This is a genomic window from Polaromonas naphthalenivorans CJ2, from assembly GCF_000015505.1.
GTDB classification, from domain to species: Bacteria; Pseudomonadota; Gammaproteobacteria; order Burkholderiales; family Burkholderiaceae_C; genus Polaromonas; species Polaromonas naphthalenivorans.
Genome location: NC_008781.1, coordinates 1874327 through 1893371, shown reverse-complemented (window position 1 = coordinate 1893371; position 19045 = coordinate 1874327). Strand labels below are relative to the sequence as shown.

The 19045-nt window shown below is 61.2% G+C and carries 16 protein-coding genes; 3 read left to right on the top strand and 13 right to left on the bottom strand.

Annotated features, from left to right (window positions below; genetic code table 11):
- Positions 1-60 precede the first annotated feature (60 nt).
- From PNAP_RS08910 to folD, 3 genes are all read left to right on the top strand, one after another.
- Positions 61-2631 (top strand): PAS domain-containing sensor histidine kinase, encoded by a 2571-nt coding sequence (locus PNAP_RS08910; protein ID WP_011801171.1) that lies wholly within the window; start codon positions 61-63, stop codon positions 2629-2631.
- Positions 2632-2677: 46 nt separating this feature from the next.
- Positions 2678-3304: a response regulator transcription factor gene (locus tag PNAP_RS08905; RefSeq protein ID WP_011801170.1), complete on the top strand. Its 627-nt coding sequence runs from the start codon at positions 2678-2680 to the stop codon at positions 3302-3304.
- A gap of 86 nt (positions 3305-3390) precedes the next feature.
- Positions 3391-4236: a bifunctional methylenetetrahydrofolate dehydrogenase/methenyltetrahydrofolate cyclohydrolase FolD gene (gene folD, locus PNAP_RS08900; RefSeq protein WP_011801169.1), complete on the top strand. Its 846-nt coding sequence runs from the start codon at positions 3391-3393 to the stop codon at positions 4234-4236.
- A 48-nt stretch (positions 4237-4284) separates the two neighbouring features.
- On the opposite strand, the gene PNAP_RS08895 is transcribed toward folD, so the two are convergent.
- From PNAP_RS08895 to rseP, 13 genes are all read right to left on the bottom strand, one after another.
- Complete coding sequence (locus PNAP_RS08895) at positions 4285-4725, bottom strand: DUF4149 domain-containing protein (RefSeq protein ID WP_011801168.1); 441 nt, start codon at positions 4723-4725, stop codon at positions 4285-4287.
- Positions 4725-5201 (bottom strand): transcription elongation factor GreA, encoded by a 477-nt coding sequence (gene greA, locus PNAP_RS08890; RefSeq protein ID WP_011801167.1) that lies wholly within the window; start codon positions 5199-5201, stop codon positions 4725-4727. The genes PNAP_RS08895 and greA overlap by 1 nt, the downstream gene beginning before the upstream one ends.
- Before the next feature lie 120 nt (positions 5202-5321).
- On the bottom strand, positions 5322-8564 hold the full coding sequence (gene carB / locus PNAP_RS08885; protein WP_011801166.1) for a carbamoyl-phosphate synthase large subunit: 3243 nt from the start codon (positions 8562-8564) through the stop codon (positions 5322-5324).
- Positions 8557-9738 carry a glutamine-hydrolyzing carbamoyl-phosphate synthase small subunit gene (carA, locus tag PNAP_RS08880; protein WP_011801165.1) on the bottom strand — a complete coding sequence of 394 codons (1182 nt, stop codon included), beginning with the start codon at positions 9736-9738 and terminating at the stop codon, positions 8557-8559. The genes carB and carA overlap by 8 nt, the downstream gene beginning before the upstream one ends.
- Before the next feature lie 155 nt (positions 9739-9893).
- Positions 9894-10673 (bottom strand): TrmH family RNA methyltransferase, encoded by a 780-nt coding sequence (locus PNAP_RS08875; protein WP_011801164.1) that lies wholly within the window; start codon positions 10671-10673, stop codon positions 9894-9896.
- Entirely contained in the window at positions 10670-11296 is a 627-nt protein-coding gene (gene rnhB, locus PNAP_RS08870; protein WP_011801163.1) for a ribonuclease HII, read from the bottom strand. The genes PNAP_RS08875 and rnhB overlap by 4 nt, the downstream gene beginning before the upstream one ends.
- Positions 11268-12407: a lipid-A-disaccharide synthase gene (lpxB, locus tag PNAP_RS08865; RefSeq protein ID WP_041376630.1), complete on the bottom strand. Its 1140-nt coding sequence runs from the start codon at positions 12405-12407 to the stop codon at positions 11268-11270. Before lpxB ends, rnhB begins: the two co-directional genes overlap by 29 nt.
- Positions 12408-12471: 64 nt before the next feature.
- Entirely contained in the window at positions 12472-13284 is an 813-nt protein-coding gene (gene lpxA / locus PNAP_RS08860) for an acyl-ACP--UDP-N-acetylglucosamine O-acyltransferase (RefSeq protein WP_011801161.1), read from the bottom strand.
- An 11-nt stretch (positions 13285-13295) separates the two neighbouring features.
- Positions 13296-13736, bottom strand: a complete 441-nt coding sequence (gene fabZ, locus PNAP_RS08855) for a 3-hydroxyacyl-ACP dehydratase FabZ (protein ID WP_011801160.1) — start codon at positions 13734-13736, stop codon at positions 13296-13298.
- On the bottom strand, positions 13733-14800 hold the full coding sequence (lpxD, locus tag PNAP_RS08850) for a UDP-3-O-(3-hydroxymyristoyl)glucosamine N-acyltransferase (RefSeq protein ID WP_011801159.1): 1068 nt from the start codon (positions 14798-14800) through the stop codon (positions 13733-13735). Before lpxD ends, fabZ begins: the two co-directional genes overlap by 4 nt.
- A gap of 47 nt (positions 14801-14847) precedes the next feature.
- Positions 14848-15354 carry an OmpH family outer membrane protein gene (locus PNAP_RS08845; RefSeq protein ID WP_011801158.1) on the bottom strand — a complete coding sequence of 169 codons (507 nt, stop codon included), beginning with the start codon at positions 15352-15354 and terminating at the stop codon, positions 14848-14850.
- Complete coding sequence (gene bamA, locus PNAP_RS08840) at positions 15354-17654, bottom strand: outer membrane protein assembly factor BamA (protein WP_011801157.1); 2301 nt, start codon at positions 17652-17654, stop codon at positions 15354-15356. Before bamA ends, PNAP_RS08845 begins: the two co-directional genes overlap by 1 nt.
- Before the next feature lie 14 nt (positions 17655-17668).
- Complete coding sequence (gene rseP / locus PNAP_RS08835; RefSeq protein WP_011801156.1) at positions 17669-19045, bottom strand: RIP metalloprotease RseP; 1377 nt, start codon at positions 19043-19045, stop codon at positions 17669-17671.

Below are 19045 nucleotides of genomic sequence, written 5' to 3'. Positions count from 1 at the left end.
TGCAACCAGGTCTGCCTGTGCCCTATAAAGGCATTTCATTTAAAATGCACAGCTTTTCCTATGCCCCAGTTCCCAATTTCCCCCACTGCTGACGCTGCGGCCAGCCCTGCGTCCATGGCTTTGTGGCGACGCTGGTGGCGCCGGCAATCACCTTCCCGGCAAGACCGTTTTATCGCGCTCGGCCCGCTGTTTTCGGTCATCCTTTTTCTGGCGGCCGTCATTGCCGCTTTCGGCTACCTGCGCATCGAAGAGATAGACCGCGAACAGCAGGCGGTCACGCGTGACGTGGAATACGCCCAGCAACGCCTGAGGCTGCGCCTGCTGGAGCGGCAGGAGCAGTTGATGCGGATTGGCCGGGATGTGTCCAACAGCCAGATCGACACCGAAGAGTTCATCGTCCAGGCCGAAGCACTGGTGAACCAGAACCCGGAACTGATGGCCATCAGCTGGATTGACAGCAAGCGGCGCATCAAGGCGTCTTATGTTTCGTCCAGCGCCAATGCCATCGGGCCGCGCACGGTCGGCGAGCAGCTCACGGTGGGTGAAACGGATGGCACGTACGAGCTGGCACGCGACCTGCGGCAGCCGGTTTACTCCCGGCCGCTGATCGCGCAGGACACGCGCCGCTACAACGCAGCCAGCCTGCAGCTGCAGGTGCCGCTCGATGACCAGGGAAAGTTTGCCGGCGTCATCATGGGCGAATATTCGGTGGACGGCCTGCTGCGCTTTGGCATTCCGACTGAAATCACGGCCAAGTATGCCGTCGCGCTGGTCGATGACAAAGAGGTGGTGCTGGCCGGCAACCTGCCGCCGCCCCGCAAGGGCGCCGCGAAGTTGCTGCCCTGGGCAGAAGGCGCAGCCAAATACGAAATTCCGGTATCTCCCGTGGGCAATGGCCTCTTGATACGCGCCGAGGGCTACCGCGCCTCGCAGGGCTTGGTGGGCAGCGGCTTTTTCTGGCTGGTCAGCGCGCTCAGCGCGCTGACCGTGTGGATGCTGCTGGGCAACTGGCGCCATACCCGCCGCCGGGTCCAGGCCCAGGAGGCGCTGCTGACCGAAACCCACTTTCGCCGCGCCATGGAGAACTCCATGCTGACCGGCATGCGCGCGCTGGACCTGCAGGGCCGCATCACCTATGTCAACCCGGCTTTTTGCCAGATGACCGGCCTGACCGAAGCCGAACTGGTCGGCTGCACGGCGCCTTTTCCGCACTGGCCGGAATCAGAGCTGGACATCATGCAGGCGCGGCTGAATGACGAACTCCGGGGCCGGACACCGCCCGGTGGTTTCGAGATTCGGGTCAAGCGCAAGAACGGCAATATTTTTGATGCCCGCATGTATGTGTCGCCGCTGATTGATCCGCACGGCCATCAAACCGGCTGGATGACGTCGATGACCGACATCACCGAACCCAAGCGCATCCGCGAAGAACTCACCGCCTCTTACGAGCGCTTCACCACCGTGCTTGAAGGGCTGGACGCCGCCGTGTCCGTGGCGCCGCTGGGCAGTGAAGAGCTGCTGTTTGCCAACAAGCTGTACCGCTCCTGGTTTGGCGGCCAGGTCTCTGGCCATGTGAACCTGATTGCCCAGGCCGGTGTTCCCGCCTTTGCACCGACCGGCGATGCACTGGATGCGGTGGATGACATGGCCGGTTTTCCGACCGATTCACTGACCGGCGCGCAGACGGCGAATGCCGAAATCTTCGTGCCCGAACTGGCCAAATGGCTGGAAGTGCGTTCGCGCTACCTGAACTGGGTCGATGGCCGCCTGGCGCAGATGGTGATTGCCACCGACATCACGCCGCGCCGCCATGCCGAGGAACAGGCCGCCCAGCAAAACGAACGCGCCCAGAACGCCAGCCGCCTGATCACCATGGGCGAAATGGCGTCCAGCGTGGCGCACGAGTTGAACCAGCCGCTGACGGCCATCAACAACTATTGCAACGGCATGGTGTCGCGCATCAAGGCCAACCAGATCAGCAATGACGACCTGCTGGTGGCGCTGGAAAAAACCGCCAAGCAGGCCTGGCGCGCCGGGCAGATCATCCAGCGCATCCGCGCCTTTGTGAAACGCAGCGAGCCCAACCGCACCTCGGCCGATGTGGCGACCCTCGTCAGCAACGCCATGGAACTGGCCGAGATTGAACTCAGGCGCCATCATGTGCGCCTGACCCACTACATCGCCGCCCGCCTTCCCGACCTGATGGTGGACCGGATCCTGATCGAGCAGGTGTTGATCAACCTGATGAAAAATGCGGCCGAGTCGATTGCCCAGTCGCATCGGCCAACGGCCCAGCGCCATGTTGAACTGCAGGTGGTGCCCAAGCAGATTGATGGGCAAGGCGTGGTGGAGTTCTCGGTACTCGACTCGGGTCGGGGCCTGTCGCCTGAAGTGATGGAACGCCTGTTCGAAGCCTTCTATTCGACCAAGGCCGAGGGCATGGGCATTGGCCTGAAACTGTGCCGCAGCATCGTCGAATCTCACCATGGCAGGCTGGAGGCGGTGAACCTCTACAATGGCGACGAAGTGGCCGGGTGCCGGTTTACCTTCTGGATTCCGGTAACTCCCCTGATTTCACCGGCAGTGTCTGCTACCAATACCATAGCCGCCGAAGCTGCGGGGCCGCAGTGAAAAACTCCACCATTTTTTCAATCAAAGTTTACGAAGAAAGCAAGGCATGAGTTTGATTCCCAAAAAAGGTACGGTCTATGTCGTTGATGATGACGAAGGCGTGCGCGACTCACTGCAATGGCTGCTCGAAGGCAAGGACTACCGGGTACGCTGCTTCGACTCGGCCGAAACCTTTCTGAGCCGCTACGACGCGCGTGAAGTGGCCTGCCTGATCGTCGATATCCGCATGGGCGGCATGACCGGGCTTGAGTTGCAGGACCGCCTGCTGGAGCGCAAGTCGCCGCTTCCCATCGTCTTCATCACCGGCCACGGGGACGTGCCGATGGCGGTGGACACCATGAAAAAAGGCGCGATGGATTTCATCCAGAAGCCTTTCCAGGAAGACGCGCTGGTCAATCTGGTCGAACGCATGCTCGCGCAGGCCAGGGACGCCTTCAACGATCACCAGCAATCGGCCAGCCGCGATGCGCTGCTGGCCAAGCTCACCTCGCGCGAAGCGCAGGTTCTTGACCGCATCGTCGCCGGCCGCCTGAACAAGCAGATTGCCGACGACCTGGGCATCAGCATCAAGACGGTGGAGGCGCACCGCGCCAACATCATGGAAAAGCTCAATGCCAATACCGTGGCGGACCTGCTGAAAATCGCCTTGGGCTCCAGCGCCCCCAAAGCCTGACGCCCCGCCAAAACTCCTTTTTTAATAGCACCTCATGCCCGTAGCACCTGCGCTAACGGGCTTTTTTACTTGAGAAATTCAAAATCATGACGGCTCAACTCATTGATGGCAACGCCCTTTCCCGGCAACTGCGAACCGAAGTCGCCCAACGCGCTGCGCTTCTGCGCGCGCGCGGCATCACCCCCGGCCTGGCCGTGGTCCTGGTCGGCGACAACCCGGCCAGCCAGGTGTATGTGCGCAACAAGGTCAAGGCTTGCGAAGACAACGGCCTGCATTCGGTGCTGGAGCGCTACCCGGCCGAGATGAGCGAAGCCGATCTGCTGGCCCGCGTAGAAGCCCTGAACAACGACCCGGCGATTCACGGCATCCTGGTGCAACTGCCGCTGCCGGCCCATATCGATGCGCAAAAGGTCATCGAGGCAATTTCACCGGCCAAGGACGTGGACGGTTTCCACGTCGGCAGCGCCGGCGCGCTGATGGTCGGCCAGCCCGGCTTCTGGCCCTGCACGCCTTATGGCTGCATGAAGATGCTGGAGAGCATCGGCTACGACCTGCGCGGCAAGCACGCAGTGGTGATCGGCCGCAGCAACATCGTCGGCAAGCCGATGGCGCTGATGCTGCTGCAGAAAAACGCCACCGTGACCATCTGCCACAGCGCCACCGCCGACCTCAAAGCCATGACGCTGCAGGCCGACGTGATCGTCGCCGCCGTGGGCAAGCGCAACGTCTTGAGAGCCGACATGGTCAAGCCCGGCGCGGTGGTGATCGACGTCGGCATGAACCGCAACGAAGAAGGCAAGCTCTGCGGCGATGTGGACTTTGACGGCGTGAAAGAAGTCGCCGGCTACATCACGCCGGTGCCCGGCGGCGTCGGTCCGATGACCATCACGATGCTGCTGGTCAATACGCTGGAAGCGGCTGAACGCGGCTGAAGCGCCTGGCGCGGCGCGGTCAATCCGCGCTGCGTGCCGTGCTGAGCGTTACCGGTCCGACCGGGCGGTCAGGCTCCAGAGCGTGAACCCGGCGCACAGCCACTGGCCCAGCAGCATGGCGCTGCCCAGGCCGTGCCAGAGCCTGAGATTGCCGCCATCAGCGCGCGCACTGACAATGCTCGGCGCCACGCCAAACTCGACCAGCAAGGCCAGCAACATCCCGGCGACTATGAATTTCATAGCCGCTTGTGCTTGTGCAGCTTGCGCAAAACCGTCTTTTTTCTTAAAAACCAAGAGCAGCAGCAAGGCGCAGCCGGTGCTGATCCAGGTTTGTGCGCCAAAGAGCCTGGCGGCCATGGCGCCGGCCGCTGCTGGACTGCCCAGGTGCATGAACAGCATCGGTACGATGACAAAACCCAGCGCCGTCAGGCTGCCCCACCAGAGCGCGGCCGCCAGCAAGCCAATGCGCTGACGCAGGGGCGGATGCATCAGATGTAGAGGACGGTCACGATTTCATAGCGCCGGATGCCGCCGGGCGCCTGCACTTCGGCGCTGTCGCCCTCGTCCTTGCCGATCAATGCGCGGGCAATCGGCGAGCCGATGTTGACCAGTCCGAGCTTGATGTCGGCCTCGTCTTCACCGACGATCTGGTAGGTCACGCTGTCGCCCGTGGCTTCGTCTTCGAGCTTGACGGTCGAGCCAAACACCACGCGGGTGCCCGTCTCGAAGGTGGTCGGGTCGATGACCTGGGCGGCGGACAGCTTGCCCTCGATTTCCTGGATACGGCCTTCGATAAAGCCCTGGCGGTCCTTGGCGACTTCGTATTCGGCGTTCTCGCTCAGGTCGCCCTGGGCCCTGGCCTCGGAAATCGCGTTGATGACCCAGGGGCGCTGAACCGTCTTGAGGTTGTGCAATTCGGCCTTGAGCTTTTCTGCGCCGCGCTTGGTGATGGGTAAGGTTGCCATGTTTTATGTCCTGCAAAATGCGAAACCGCCACCAGTCACCTGGCAGCGGCATATTGAATCGACCTGAACTTTAAGTTTAATCCAAGTTCGGCCGGATCGACCCGGTGTTTAGCCTGATCGTCAGGCTGCCTGCGCAGCCAGCTGGGCGTGCAGTTCCTGAATCGAGTACACGCTCAGGTTGTCCAGGTACTTCATGCCCTCGACAGCCGCTTCGGCGCCGGCAATGGTGGTGAAGGTCGTCACGCGGGCCAGCAACGCCGAGGTGCGGATCTGCCGCGAATCGGCAATCGCATTGCGGCGCTCCTCGACCGTGTTGATGACCAGCGCAATCCCGTTGTTCTTGATCATGTCCACCACATGCGGCCGGCCTTCGGTCACCTTGTTGACGACGCCGCAGGCAATGCCGGCGGCGTTGATGGCTGCTGCCGTGCCCTTGGTGGCCACCAGCTCGAACTTGAGTTCGGCCAGCGCACGCGCCACTTCCACGGCGCGCGCCTTGTCGTTGTTCTTGACCGTCAGGAAGACTTTGCCAGAGGTCGGCAGCCTGGTGCCGGCACCGATTTGCGACTTCACGAACGCCTCGCCAAAGGTCTTGCCGACGCCCATCACCTCGCCGGTGGACTTCATCTCGGGGCCGAGAATCGTGTCCACGCCGGGGAACTTGACGAAGGGGAACACCGCCTCCTTGACGCTGAAATAAGGCGGCGTGACTTCGTTGACCACGCCTTGCGACGCCAGCGACTGTCCGACCATGCAGCGCGCGGCCACCTTGGCCAGCTGGATGCCGGTGGCCTTGCTGACGAAAGGCACGGTGCGCGATGCGCGCGGATTGACTTCCAATACGTAGATGACATCCAGGCCGTCGATGTTCTGGATCGCGAACTGCACATTCATCAGCCCGACCACATTCAGCGCTTCGGCCATGGCGGCGGTCTGGCGCTTGATCTCTGTCACCGTCGCGGCGCTCAGCGAATACGGCGGCAGCGAACAGGCCGAGTCGCCGCTGTGAACGCCGGCCTGCTCGATGTGTTCCATCACGCCGCCAATGAAGGTCTTGCCTTCGGCATCGCGGATGCAGTCCACATCGCATTCGATGGCATCGTTCAAAAAGCGGTCGAGCAGCACCGGCGAGTCATGGCTGACCTTGACGGCTTCGCGCATGTAGCGCTCCAGGTCGCGCTGCTCATGGACGATTTCCATGGCGCGCCCGCCCAGCACGTAGCTGGGGCGCACCACCAGCGGATAACCCAGCGCCGCCGCCTTTTCGAGCGCTTCGGGCTCGGTGCGGGCGGTGGCGTTGGGCGGCTGGCGCAGCTCCAGCGCGTGCAGCAGCTTCTGGAAACGCTCGCGGTCTTCGGCGGCGTCGATCATGTCGGGCGAGGTGCCGATGATCGGCACGCCGTTGGCTTCGAGGTCCAGCGCGAGCTTCAAGGGCGTCTGGCCGCCGTACTGGACGATCACGCCGAACGGTTTTTCCTTGTCAACGATTTCCAGCACGTCTTCGAGCGTCAGCGGCTCGAAATACAGCCGGTCGCTGGTGTCGTAGTCGGTCGAAACCGTCTCGGGATTGCAGTTGACCATGATGGTCTCGTAGCCGTCCTCTCGCATCGCCATGGCGGCGTGAACGCAGCAATAGTCGAACTCGATGCCCTGGCCGATGCGGTTGGGACCGCCGCCCAGCACCATGATCTTCTTCTTGTCGGTAGGCGCGGCTTCGCACTCGCTGCCCTCGGCCTCGTAGGTCGAGTACAGGTAGGCGGTGTTGGTCTCGAACTCGGCGGCGCAGGTGTCCACGCGCTTGTAGACCGGGCGCACGCCCAGCGCGATGCGCTTTTCACGGATCGCGGTGTCGGTGGTTTTGAACTGGCGCGCCAGGCGGCGGTCGGAAAAGCCTTTTTGCTTGAGCGCGCGCAGCGTGGCAGCGTCGATCTTGTCGAGCGACGTGGTTTCCAGTTCGAGTTCGATCTTGACGATCTGCTCGATCTGCACCAGGAACCAGCGGTCGATCTTGGTCAGTGCAAACACTTCATCGACGGAGAGGCCCATGGCAAACGCATCGCCCACATACCAGATGCGGTCCGGACCCGGCGCGCCGAGTTCCTTTTCCAGCACTTCGCGGTCCTGGGTCTTTTCGTTCATGCCATCGACGCCGACTTCGAGCCCGCGCAGCGCTTTCTGGAACGATTCCTGGAAGGTCCGGCCCATCGCCATGACTTCGCCGACCGACTTCATCTGCGTCGTCAGGCGCGAATCGGCGGTCGGGAATTTCTCGAACGCAAAGCGCGGAATCTTGGTGACCACATAGTCGATGCTGGGCTCGAAGCTGGCCGGCGTGGCACCGCCGGTGATCTCGTTGCGCAGTTCGTCGAGCGTGTAGCCCACCGCCAGCTTGGCGGCAACCTTGGCAATCGGGAAACCCGTCGCCTTGGAAGCCAGCGCCGAGGAACGCGACACGCGCGGATTCATCTCGATCACCACCATGCGGCCATCGACCGGGTTGATGGAGAACTGCACGTTGGAGCCGCCGGTATCGACGCCGATTTCGCGCAGCACCGCCAGGCTCGCATTGCGCAGAATCTGGTATTCCTTGTCGGACAGCGTCTGGGCCGGCGCTACGGTGATCGAGTCGCCGGTGTGCACGCCCATCGGGTCGAGGTTTTCAATCGAGCAGACGATGATGCAGTTGTCCGCCGTGTCGCGAACCACTTCCATCTCGTACTCTTTCCAGCCGAGCAGCGATTCTTCAATCAGCAGTTCGCTGGTCGGCGAGGCTTCCAGGCCGCGCTTGCAGATTTCCTCGAACTCTTCGGGGTTGTAGGCAATGCCGCCACCGGTGCCGCCCAGCGTGAAGCTGGGGCGGATCACGGTTGGGAAACCCAGCGTTTTTTGCACAGACCAGGCTTCGTCCATGGTGTGCGCGATGCCGGAGCGGGCCGAACCCAGGCCGATCTTGGTCATCGCGTCCTTGAACTTCAGGCGGTCCTCGGCCTTGTCGATGGCCTCGGGCTTGGCGCCGATCAGCTCGACGCTGTACTTTTCAAGCACGCCGTGGCGCCACAGATCAAGCGCGCAATTGAGCGCGGTCTGGCCGCCCATGGTCGGCAGAATCGCGTCCGGCCGTTCCTTGGCGATGATCTTTTCCACCGTCTGCCAGGTAATCGGCTCGATGTAGGTCACGTCGGCGGTCGCCGGGTCGGTCATGATCGTGGCCGGATTGCTGTTGATCAGGATGACCTTGTAGCCTTCCTCGCGCAGCGCCTTGCAGGCCTGAACGCCGGAATAGTCAAATTCGCAGGCCTGGCCGATGATGATCGGGCCGGCGCCAATGATGAGAACCGATTTGATGTCTGTGCGCTTAGGCATTCTTCTTCTCCTGAGCCTGTTCCATCAAGGTCGTGAAACGATCGAACAAATATGAAATATCGTGGGGTCCGGGCGAAGCTTCAGGATGGCCCTGGAAGCAGAACGCCGGCTTGTCGGTGCGGGCCAGCCCCTGCAGCGTGCCGTCGAACAGGCTGATGTGCGTCGGCCGCAGATTCGCCGGCAGCGTGGTTTCATCGACCGCGAAACCGTGGTTCTGGCTGGTGATGCTGACGCGGCCGGTGTCCATGTCCTTGACCGGATGGTTGGCGCCGTGGTGGCCGAACTTCATCTTGAAGGTCTTGGCCCCGCCGGCCAGCGCCATGATCTGGTGGCCCAAGCAGATGCCGAAGGTCGGAATGCCGGTTTCGATCAGTTCGCGAACCGTCTCGATGGCGTAGTCGCAGGCCTGCGGATCACCCGGGCCGTTGGCCAGGAAAATGCCATCGGGATTGAGCTTGAGCACGTCAAGCGCAGAAGTTTGCGCCGGCACCACCGTGATGCGCGCGCCGCGCTCGGCGACCATGCGCAGGATGTTTTTCTTGACGCCGAAGTCAAACGCGACGACATGGAATCTGGGCGCTGCCTGCTCGCCGTAGCCCGATCCAAGTTTCCACTCGGTCTGGCTCCATTCGTAACGCTGTTTTGTCGAGACCACCTTGGCCAGGTCCAGGCCGTCCATGCTGGGCGCCTGTCTGGCGGTGGCGACAGCCTGGTCGATGGCCGACTGGCTCACGGATGCGCCAGACGCCAGGGCCAGGATGCAGCCATTTTGGGCGCCGTGAATTCGCAGGTGACGCGTCAGCTGGCGGGTGTCAATCCCGGCAATCGCCACGATGTTTTCGCGGACCAGGTACTCGGACAAGGTCATGGAAGCGCGAAAGTTAGACGCGATCAGCGGCAGATCCTTGATGATCAGGCCGGCTGCATGGACTTTTTCTGCTTCAACGTCTTCGGCATTGATGCCGTAGTTGCCGATGTGGGGATACGTGAGGGTGACGATCTGCTGGCAATAGCTCGGGTCCGTGAGGATTTCCTGGTAGCCGGTCATGGCGGTGTTGAACACCACCTCGCCGATCGTGGAGCCGGCCGCTCCAATCGAATTGCCAATAAAGACCGTGCCGTCTGCGAGCGCCAGTATGGCGGGAGGGGTATTTCCCTGTAGAGACAAAAGCACTGGGTTCTCCGGTTGTGTACGGTTCGCCCAAGCGTGCCAGGGAAGCGTCTTTTTCAGACGCTTGCAGGCGGCTTTTGTGGATGGGGTTGGCTTTGTATGCGCTTGGGCGAAGCTGTGTTTTGAAAAGCCACTGATTATAGCTTGCTGATTTATGACTAAACCAGCGCACTGGCATAGAGGCAGATAGCGGCGGCGGCGGCTACATTGAGGGACTCCTCCCCGCCGGGCTGGTCGATGCGCACCTTCAGGCTGGCGCGGGCCATCAGGTCGTCGCTGACGCCCTGCCCTTCATGACCCATGGCCCAGGCGCAAGGCATGGGAATCGGCTGCTGGTGCAAAAAGCTGCCGTGGTGCGAACTGGTGACCACGATCGGGACCGTCAATGCGGCCAATGCCTCGGGGTCAACGCCTTCAACCAGGCGCAAGGCAAAATGCGCGCCCATGCCGGCTCGCAGAACTTTAGGCGACCAGAGCGCGGCCGTTCCCTTAAGCGCAATGATCTGGCCAAAGCCAAATGCCGCCGCGCTGCGCAGGATGGAGCCGACATTGCCGGCATCCTGCACGCGATCCAGAATGACTGACGCCACATTCGCCTGCAATGGTGGCGCAGTCGGCAGTTCGAGCACAAAGCCCATGCGCGCAGGCGATTCCAAACCACTGATTTCGGGCAGCAAGGCATCAGAGATTACTATGTTTTTAATAGCTGCCTGTGCCCATTCAGCATGCGCAAAAGGCCAAAAAGACTCTGAAAATACGGCCATCACCGGCTTCAAGCCTCGTGCCAGCGCGGCGCGGCACAGATGGTCGCCCTCCAGCCAGACCCTTCCCTGCTTGCGGTAGGCCGTGTTGTCCTGCGACAGGCGGCGCAGGTCCTTGATCAAGGCGTTGTCGCGCGAGGAAACATGCGTGACGGGAACGGAAAAAGCGCTGCTCATCGCAACACCTGCGCGACTGGCGCAAATGATTTGCGGTGCTGCGGGCAGGCGCCGTGCTGGCGCAAGGCGGCCAGGTGCTCGGCCGTGCCATAACCCTTGTGGCCGGCAAAACCGTACTGCGGGTACTGGAGGTGGTAGTCGCCGCACCAGCGGTCGCGGTACACCTTGGCCAGAATCGAGGCGGCCGAAATGGCGGGCACCAGCGCATCGCCCTTGACAATCGCTTCGGCCAGGATTTTCAGCGTTGGCAGGCGGTTTCCATCGACCAGGACTTTGTTGGGCTTGAGGCGCAGGCCTTCCACGGCCCGCTTCATGGCCAGCATAGTGGCCTGCAAGATATTCAGGCTGTCGATTTCCTCAACCGTTGCCAGCGCAATCGAGCAGCACAGGGCCTTGGCCTGGATTTCGTCGTACAGCTTTTCACGCCGCAGGGCGGTGAGCTTCTTGGAATCCGCCAGGCCCATGATGGGATTGAATGGGTCGAGGATGACGGCCGCCGCCACGACCGGCCCAGCCAGCGGCCCGCGCCCGGCCTCGTCAACACCGGCCATGAGTCCGGGGGAGTCCCAGGAAAAGACGGTTTGGACGGTTTTCTCAGGTTTCAAGGATTTTCTGGATTGCATCGGTGGCCAGTTGGGACGTGTCTCGCTGCAGCAGGGCATGCAGTTGGGTAAACCGTTGTTGAACGGCAGTTATTTTCTCAGGTGCCGAGGATTTTGCATCGACCCATTGCAGCAGCGCATCGGCCAGCGCCCGGGGGGTGGCGGCATCCTGCAACAGCTCGGGCACGACAAAATCCCGGCACAGGATATTGGGCAGGCCAACCCAGGGCTGAAGCTGCTTGCGCCGCATGATCTGCCACGACAGCCAGTTCATGTTGTAGGCAATCACCATCGGCCGCTTGAACAAGGCCGCTTCCAGGGTGGCGGTGCCGCTGGCAATCAAGGTGACATCGCAGGCGGCCAGCACGGCATGGGACTGACCCGCCACAATCTGCACATCGGCCCGAACGCCGGCTTCATCGGCCAGTCGCTCGATCAGGATTTTCAGCGCAGGAATCGCCGGAACTATGAATTTGATAGCTGGCTTCGCCCGCTTGACAAGCGCTGCAGCCTGAAAGAAGCGCAAGGCCAGGTATTCTATTTCTGATTTCCGGCTGCCCGGCAGGATGGCGACTACCGTGTCCTCGTCGTGCAGGCCCAGCGTGCGCCGGGCCGTTTGGCGGTTAGGCTGCATCGGAATCACGGCGGCCAGCGGATGGCCGACATAAGTCGCCGCAATCCCGTGCGTGGCCAGCAAGGCCGGCTCGAACGGAAAAATGCACAGCACATGGTCCACGCTGCGCCTGATTTTTTCAACCCGGTCGGCCCGCCAGGCCCAGATCGAGGGACAGACAAACTGTACCGTCCTGATGCCGTCAGCCTTCAGCGCCGCCTCCAGTCCAAGGTTGAAATCTGGCGCATCGACACCGATAAAGACATCCGGGCGCTGGCCAGGAGCACTCAAGAGCCGATTTTTCAACTGCTCGCGGATACCGGCAATTTCACGGTAGTGGCGCAGCACCTCGACATAGCCGCGCACGGCGAGCTTCTCGCTGGGCCACCAGGCATCAAAACCCCGGCGCACCATTTGCGGACCGCCGATGCCGCCGGACTGCAGGTTCGGCCAGCGCGCCTTCAGGCCATTGAGCAGCAAGCCGGCAAGCAAATCACCCGAGGTTTCGCCCGCCACCATGGCGATATGGGGTGCCGCCTCTCCACGGGGCGGCAGAGGAGATGGCGCCACCGGCATCATCGCCCTAGCGAACGATACCGCGCCGGGGCGAGGTTTGCTCTAGAAACGAGAGCATCATCTGCACGTCCGGACCGGAGTCTGGATGCTTTTCAGTCAATTCACCAATTCGCACCTTGGCCTGCTCCAGCGTCAGTCCGTCGCGGTACAGCGCCTTGTGCATGGCCTTGACCGCCGAAATGCGGTCGGCCGAAAAGCCGCGCCGGCGAAGGCCTTCGAAATTCATCGAGCGCGCCTCGGCCGGCTGGCCCTGGCACATGACAAACGGCGGCAAGTCGGCCACCAGCACCGAAGAGATGGCGGTAAAACTGTGCGCGCCCAGCCGGACAAACTGGTGCACGCCGGTAAAGCCGCCCAGGATCACCCAGTCGCCCACCTGCACATGGCCCGCCAGCGTGGTGTTGTTGGCAAAGATCGTCTGGTTGCCCACGGTGCAGTCATGCGCCACATGCACGTAGGCCATGATCCAGTTGTCGTCGCCCAGGCGCGTGACGCCCAGGTCGCCGGGCGAGCCGATGTTGAAGCTGCAGAACTCGCGGATGGTGTTGCGGTCGCCAATCACCAGCTCGCACGGCTCGCCCGCGTATTTCTTGTCCTGCGGCACCGCGCCCAGCGAGTTGAAATGGAAAATCCGGTTGTCGCTGCCGATGGTGGTGTGGCCTTCGATCACGCAGTGCGCGCCGATGGTGGTGCCGGCGCCGATTCTGACATGCGGGCCAATCACGGTATAAGGCCCGACAGTCACCGAACTGTCGAGCTGGGCCAGGGGATCGACCAAGGCCGTGGCATGAATGCCCGCAGGCGCGGCTGGCAATGTCATGATGGGCGTGCTCAGGCTACGGTGCGCATGGTGCACATCAGTTCAGCTTCACAGGCCAGGTTTTCATCCACGCGGCACACACCCTTGAACTTGAAAATACCGGCTTTCATGCGCAGCAATTCCACATCCATGATCAACTGGTCGCCAGGCCCCACGGGGCGCTTGAAACGCGCGCCGTCGATGCCGGCAAAGTAATACACGGTCTTGTCATCCGGCGTCACGCCCAGCGTGGAAAAGGACAGTAAGGCCGCCGCCTGCGCCATGGCTTCAATCATCAGCACGCCCGGCATCACCGGGTGCTTGGGGAAATGGCCCATGAAAAAAGGCTCGTTGATCGTGACGTTTTTAAGCGCCTTGATGCGTTTCCCGGTCTCGATTTCGAGCACCCGGTCAACCAGCAAGATCGGGTAGCGATGCGGCAATAACTTGAGAATCTGGTGAATATCCATCATGGTTTTTCTTCTAGGCTGCCCTGCAGTTGCAGCAGGGATTTTTCAGTTTGTTTGAGCCGTTCACGCAGCGCATGGAGCTGCTTGAGCGTGGCGGCGTTTTTTTCCCAGGCGGCATTGTCGTCGATGGGAAACAGGCCGGTGTAGTGGCCGGGCTTCAACAGCGACCTTGTCACGATGGACGCGGCAGAGACATGCACGCCATCGGCCAGGCGAAGATGACCCAGCACAATGGCGCCGCCGCCGACCGTGCAATGTGCGCCAATCGTGGCGCTGCCGGCCACGCCCGCGCAGCCCGCCATCGCGCTGTGCCTGCCGACGCGCACGTTGTGCGCAATCTGCACCAGATTGTCGAGCTTGACACCGTCTTCAATCACCGTGTCCTGCAGGGCGCCCCGGTCAATGCAGGTGTTGGCGCCGATTTCCACATCGTTGCCGATCCGCACGGCGCCGAGCTGCTCGATCTTGACCCACTGGCCGTCATGCGGCGCAAAACCGAATCCGTCGGCGCCAATCACCGCTCCCGGATGAATGATGCAGCGCTCGCCGATGCGGCAATCGTCGGCCACCGTCACGCGCGCCGAAAGCCGGCTGTTTGCGCCGACGATGGCATTCGCGCCGATGACGCAATGCTCCGCAATGCGTGCGCCCTCGCCAATCACGGCGCCGGCGGCAATGCATGCAAAAGCGCCTATCGACACATGGGGCGAAATGATGGCTGCCGGATCAATGCAAGCACTCGCATGGATGGCCGGCGCCGCGCCTGGAAAATGTTGCCGCTTCCAGAGCTGTGTGACCAGCGCAAAGTAATAATAGGGATCGTCCACCACAATGCACGGGCCACGCTTGAGAGCAGCTTCGCGGGCAGACGGCGCAACGATCACGCAGCCGGCCGCAGACTGCGCAAGCTGGCCGAGGTACTTCGGATGGCTGAGGAATGCCAGGTCGTTGGGACCGGCGGCTTCCAGCGTGGACAGCCGCTCGATCAGCAACTCCGAATTGCCCAGCAGTTCGGCTTGCACCTTGTCCGCCAGCAACTCAGTCATGTCGGCAAGCCTGAGCGTCATGCCAGGCCTGCCGTTTTTACGCTCATGCGTAGGCTTTCCACCAGCAATCAGCGGGAAGCGTTCAGGGCCTTGATCACCTTGTCGGTGATGTCATGTTTGGGATTGACATACACCGATTCCTGCAGAATCAGGTCGTATTTTTCGGTCTCGGCCAGGGTTTTAACCACCTTGTTGGCGCGCTCGATGACCAGTTGCAGTTCTTCATTCTTGCGCGCGCTCAGATCCTCCTGGAATTCGCGGCGCTTGGTCTGGAAGGTGCGATCCTGGTCAACCAGCTGACGCTGGCGTGAAGTGCGCTGGCTTTCCGCCAGGGTGGGTGCTTCGCGTTCGAACTTGTCCGATTGCGTTTTCAGCTGGGCAGCCATGTCGGTCAGCTCCTTTTCACGCTTGCTGAATTCCTGTTCGAGCTTGGTCTGAGCCGCCTTGGCTGAATTGGCTTCCCTGAAAATTCGGTCCAGGTTGACCACGCCGACCTTGAATTCCTGCGCGCTGGCGGAAAAACCCGCGACAGCGATCACCAGGCCGAGAAGAACTTTGCTTGAGAATTTTTTCATTAGAAAGAGGTACCGATTTGAAATTGGAGGCGTTCGATTTTATCGCCCGCTTGTTTACGCAAAGGCACTGCATAGGCAATGCGAAGCGGTCCGACTGGAGAAATCCAGCTGATGCCCAGGCCTGTAGAAGCCCTGAGGCCATCCGGGCCGCTCAGTTTGTAGCTGTCCTTGAATACGTTGCCGGCATCGACAAAACCGTACATACGCAAGGTACGGTCATTTCCGGCACCTGGAAACGGTGCAATCAACTCGGCATTGAGCGTCAGCTTCTTGGGCGCGCCCACCGACAGGTCCGAGGAATCGCGCGGCCCCAGCGAACCCTGCTGGAAACCGCGAACCGAACCCAGACCACCAGAATAATAATTCTTGAACAGCGGGTAAGGCTGGCCATTCAGGCCCTTGCCCCAGCCCAGTTCACCGTTCAAGGCCAGCGTGAACTGCTTGTTGATGGGAATGTATTGCTGGATCTGGTAATTGGCGCGAACGAACTTGATGTCACCGGCAATGCCCCAGTCGGCATAGACCTTCTGGTATCGCCCTGACGTGGGCACCAATGCACTGTCACGGCTGTCGCGGGACCAGCCGACGGTCAGCGGGATCGAGTTGCTCTTGAAGCCGAACTGGTTGGCATAGTCCAGGTAGCTGACCGGAAGGTTGGTGCCCGGAACAATCGTCAGCGACTCGTAACCGGAACCAAAATAAACCGTGTCGGTCTCGGTAAACGGCACGCCAAAGCGGATGCTGGCGCCCCGGGTTTTCAGTTTGTAATCGCCGCCCTGCCCTGACAGCGGCTGGGAGGTCCGGTCATAGACATCAATCGAGCGTGAAATGCCATCAGCGGTGAAATAAGGGTCAATCGTGCTCAACACCAGTTGCCGATTCGATTTGCTGGTGTTGACTTCGATACCGAGGTAGTTGCCCGAGCCGAACACGTTTTCCTGCTTGATGCCGAACATCAGGGAGACGCTGTCCGCACTGGAATAGCCGGCGCCCAGCTGCAGATTGCCGGTCGGCTTTTCGGCCACATTGACCGTGATGTCAACCTGGTCGGACGTGCCCGTGACTTCCTGCGTCTCCACATTCACTTCGGTAAAGAATCCCAGGCGGTCAACCCGGTCGCGGGAAAGGCGGATCTTGTCGCCGTCATACCATGACGACTCGAACTGGCGAAACTCGCGGCGCACGACTTCGTCGCGTGTCCGGTTGTTCCCCGATACATTGATGCGCCGCACATAAGCCCGGCGCGAAGGTTCTGCCTGCAGCACGAAGGCCACGCGGTTGTTGCTGCGGTCAATTTGCGGTACAGCTTCGACCTTCGCAAAGGCAAATCCGAAAACACCAAAATAGTCGGTAAAGGCCTTGGTGGTTTCAGCCACCGCATCGGCGTTGTAGGGTTCGCCGGGCTTGATGGTCACCAGTGACTTGAACTCGTCTTCTTTGCCCAGGTAATTACCTTCGAGCTTGACGCCAGAGACGACAAAACGCTCACCTTCGGTGACGTTCAGGGTGATCGCAATGTTCTGCTTGTCAGGAGAAATCGCCACCTGGGTGGTATCGACCTTGAACTCCAGGTAGCCGCGCGACAGGTAATAGGAACGCAGCGTTTCAATGTCCGCATTCAGCTTGGTGCGCGAATAGCGGTCGGACTTGGTGTACCAGCTCAGCCAGCCCCCGGTATCCAGATCAAACAGGCCGAGCAGCGTTGATTCGCTGAAGGCCTTGTTGCCGGTGATGTGGATTTCATTGATTTTTGCGACATCGCCCTCGACAACGCTGAAGGTCAGGTTGACGCGGTTGCGCTCAATCGGGGTCACGGTGGTGATGATCTCGACACCGTACAGGCTCTTGTTGATGTACTGGCGCTTGAGTTCCTGCTCGGCCTTATCGGCAAGCGCCTTGTCAAACGGCTGGCCATCGGCGATACCGGCGTCGCGAAGCGCCTTTTTCAGCACGTCCTTGTCAAACTCCTTGGTGCCGACAAAGTCCACATCGGCCACGGTAGGACGCTCTTCGACAATCACGACCAGCACGTCGCCACTGACTTCAAGCCGCACATCCTTGAACAGGCCCAGGCCGAACAATGCGCGAATGGCACTGGTTCCTTTGTCATCGCTATAGGTTTCACCGACGCGAAATGGCAGCGAGGCAAAGATGGTGCCGGGTTCGACGCGTTGCAGGCCCTCAACCCGGATATCCCTGACGGTGAAAGGATCGACGGCCCAGGCCGCATTGGCGAAAAACAGACCGGCGGCGATGGCGCAGACAGCACGAACTTTGAATTGATTGAATTGCTTTTGCATGAATTGAAAGGAAGTTAGCCCACAAGCCGGGTGAGATCATTGAAAAGGGCAATACACATCATGCCCAGCAGGATTGCAACACCACCGCGCTGCAGCCGGTCCATCCAGGCGTCTGACACGCCGCGGCCGGTGACCCATTCCCAAAGATAATACATCAGGTGTCCACCGTCCAGAACCGGCAGCGGCAGCAAGTTCAATACGCCCAGACTGACACTGACCAGGGCCAGAAACACCAGATAAGACGTCCAGCCCATGGTGACCGACTTGCCTGCGTAATCGGCAATGGTGAGCGGACCGCTCAGATTTTTAAGCGATGCTTCGCCAATGACCATCTTGCCCATCATCTTGAGCGTCAGCACCGACACTTCCCAGGTGCGAACCGCGCCGCCCCACAAACCTTCAAGCGGTCCGTAGCGCACGGTCACGAATTCGGGGGGTGCCCCTACGTAAGCGCCTATGCGGGCGACCGAAACACCGCCCTCCTGCGTTATCTGCGGAGTCACGCTCAACGCCACGGGCTGCCCAGCCCTTAAAACCTGCCAGGTTTGCGGCACGACAGCGCCATCATTTTCCGCTGAAGACCGTGCGGAAGTGCGGATGGTTTCGCGCAACTGCTGCCCATCGACGATGGCCCTGTCCCCGATGCGCTGGACCACGTCGCCGGCTTGCAGCCCGGATTTCTGAGCCGCACTGCCCGCCATGATCTCGCCGATCACAGGCTGGGTCCAGGGACCGAGGATGCCGATTTTCCGGAACAATTGCGCATCGGCTTCAGCGGTGTCGATCTTGCTGAGCGGCAACACGACGGTCCGGGTCGATGGGCTGGCGTCGTTGCCCAGCACCAGTTGCAGATCACGGCCATCCAGTGCGCCCTGCGTCATGCGCCAGCGAAGGTCTTCAAACGAACGCACCGTTTCCAGCTCTTCGCCTTCAAAAGCGGCTTGCTGAACGGTTTCATGGCCGTTCAGCCCGGCCCGCTCAGCCAGGGAACCCGCGACCGGGCTGGCCAGCACAGCCTTGGGCTCCTGCAGGCCGCTCCAGTTGACCACCGAGTACAGCAGCACGGCCAGCAGCAGATTGGCCAGCGGTCCGGCCGCCACGACCGCGGCGCGCGATGCCAGTGGCTGGGTATTGAAGGCCAGATGACGCTCGGCGGGATCGACCGGAGCTTCCCGCTCGTCCAGCATCTTGACGTAGCCGCCCAGCGGCAGCATGCCGATGGCAAATTCGGTGTCCTTGTTCTTGAGCCGCCAGGTGTAGATCGGCTTGCCAAAGCCGATGGAAAACTTCAACACCTTGATGCCGCAGGCCACGGCAACCCGGTAGTGCCCGTATTCATGCACGGCAATCAAAATTCCCAGCGTCACGACAAAAGAAACCAGCGTCAGCAT

Coding starts and splice junctions, on each gene's coding strand:
- PNAP_RS08845 (WP_011801158.1), bottom strand. CDS start 15,354: ATGAAAAAATTCTCAAGCAAAGTTCTTCTCGGCCTGGTGATCGCTGTC.
- rseP (WP_011801156.1), bottom strand. CDS start 19,045: ATGCTGACGCTGGTTTCTTTTGTCGTGACGCTGGGAATTTTGATTGCC.
- lpxA (WP_011801161.1), bottom strand. CDS start 13,284: ATGACATTGCCAGCCGCGCCTGCGGGCATTCATGCCACGGCCTTGGTC.
- rnhB (WP_011801163.1), bottom strand. CDS start 11,296: ATGCAATCCAGAAAATCCTTGAAACCTGAGAAAACCGTCCAAACCGTC.
- greA (WP_011801167.1), bottom strand. CDS start 5,201: ATGGCAACCTTACCCATCACCAAGCGCGGCGCAGAAAAGCTCAAGGCC.
- PNAP_RS08895 (WP_011801168.1), bottom strand. CDS start 4,725: ATGCATCCGCCCCTGCGTCAGCGCATTGGCTTGCTGGCGGCCGCGCTC.
- carB (WP_011801166.1), bottom strand. CDS start 8,564: ATGCCTAAGCGCACAGACATCAAATCGGTTCTCATCATTGGCGCCGGC.
- PNAP_RS08910 (WP_011801171.1), top strand. CDS start 61: ATGCCCCAGTTCCCAATTTCCCCCACTGCTGACGCTGCGGCCAGCCCT.
- PNAP_RS08905 (WP_011801170.1), top strand. CDS start 2,678: ATGAGTTTGATTCCCAAAAAAGGTACGGTCTATGTCGTTGATGATGAC.
- PNAP_RS08875 (WP_011801164.1), bottom strand. CDS start 10,673: ATGAGCAGCGCTTTTTCCGTTCCCGTCACGCATGTTTCCTCGCGCGAC.
- lpxB (WP_041376630.1), bottom strand. CDS start 12,407: ATGGTGGCGGGCGAAACCTCGGGTGATTTGCTTGCCGGCTTGCTGCTC.
- fabZ (WP_011801160.1), bottom strand. CDS start 13,736: ATGATGGATATTCACCAGATTCTCAAGTTATTGCCGCATCGCTACCCG.
- bamA (WP_011801157.1), bottom strand. CDS start 17,654: ATGCAAAAGCAATTCAATCAATTCAAAGTTCGTGCTGTCTGCGCCATC.
- lpxD (WP_011801159.1), bottom strand. CDS start 14,800: ATGACGCTCAGGCTTGCCGACATGACTGAGTTGCTGGCGGACAAGGTG.
- folD (WP_011801169.1), top strand. CDS start 3,391: ATGACGGCTCAACTCATTGATGGCAACGCCCTTTCCCGGCAACTGCGA.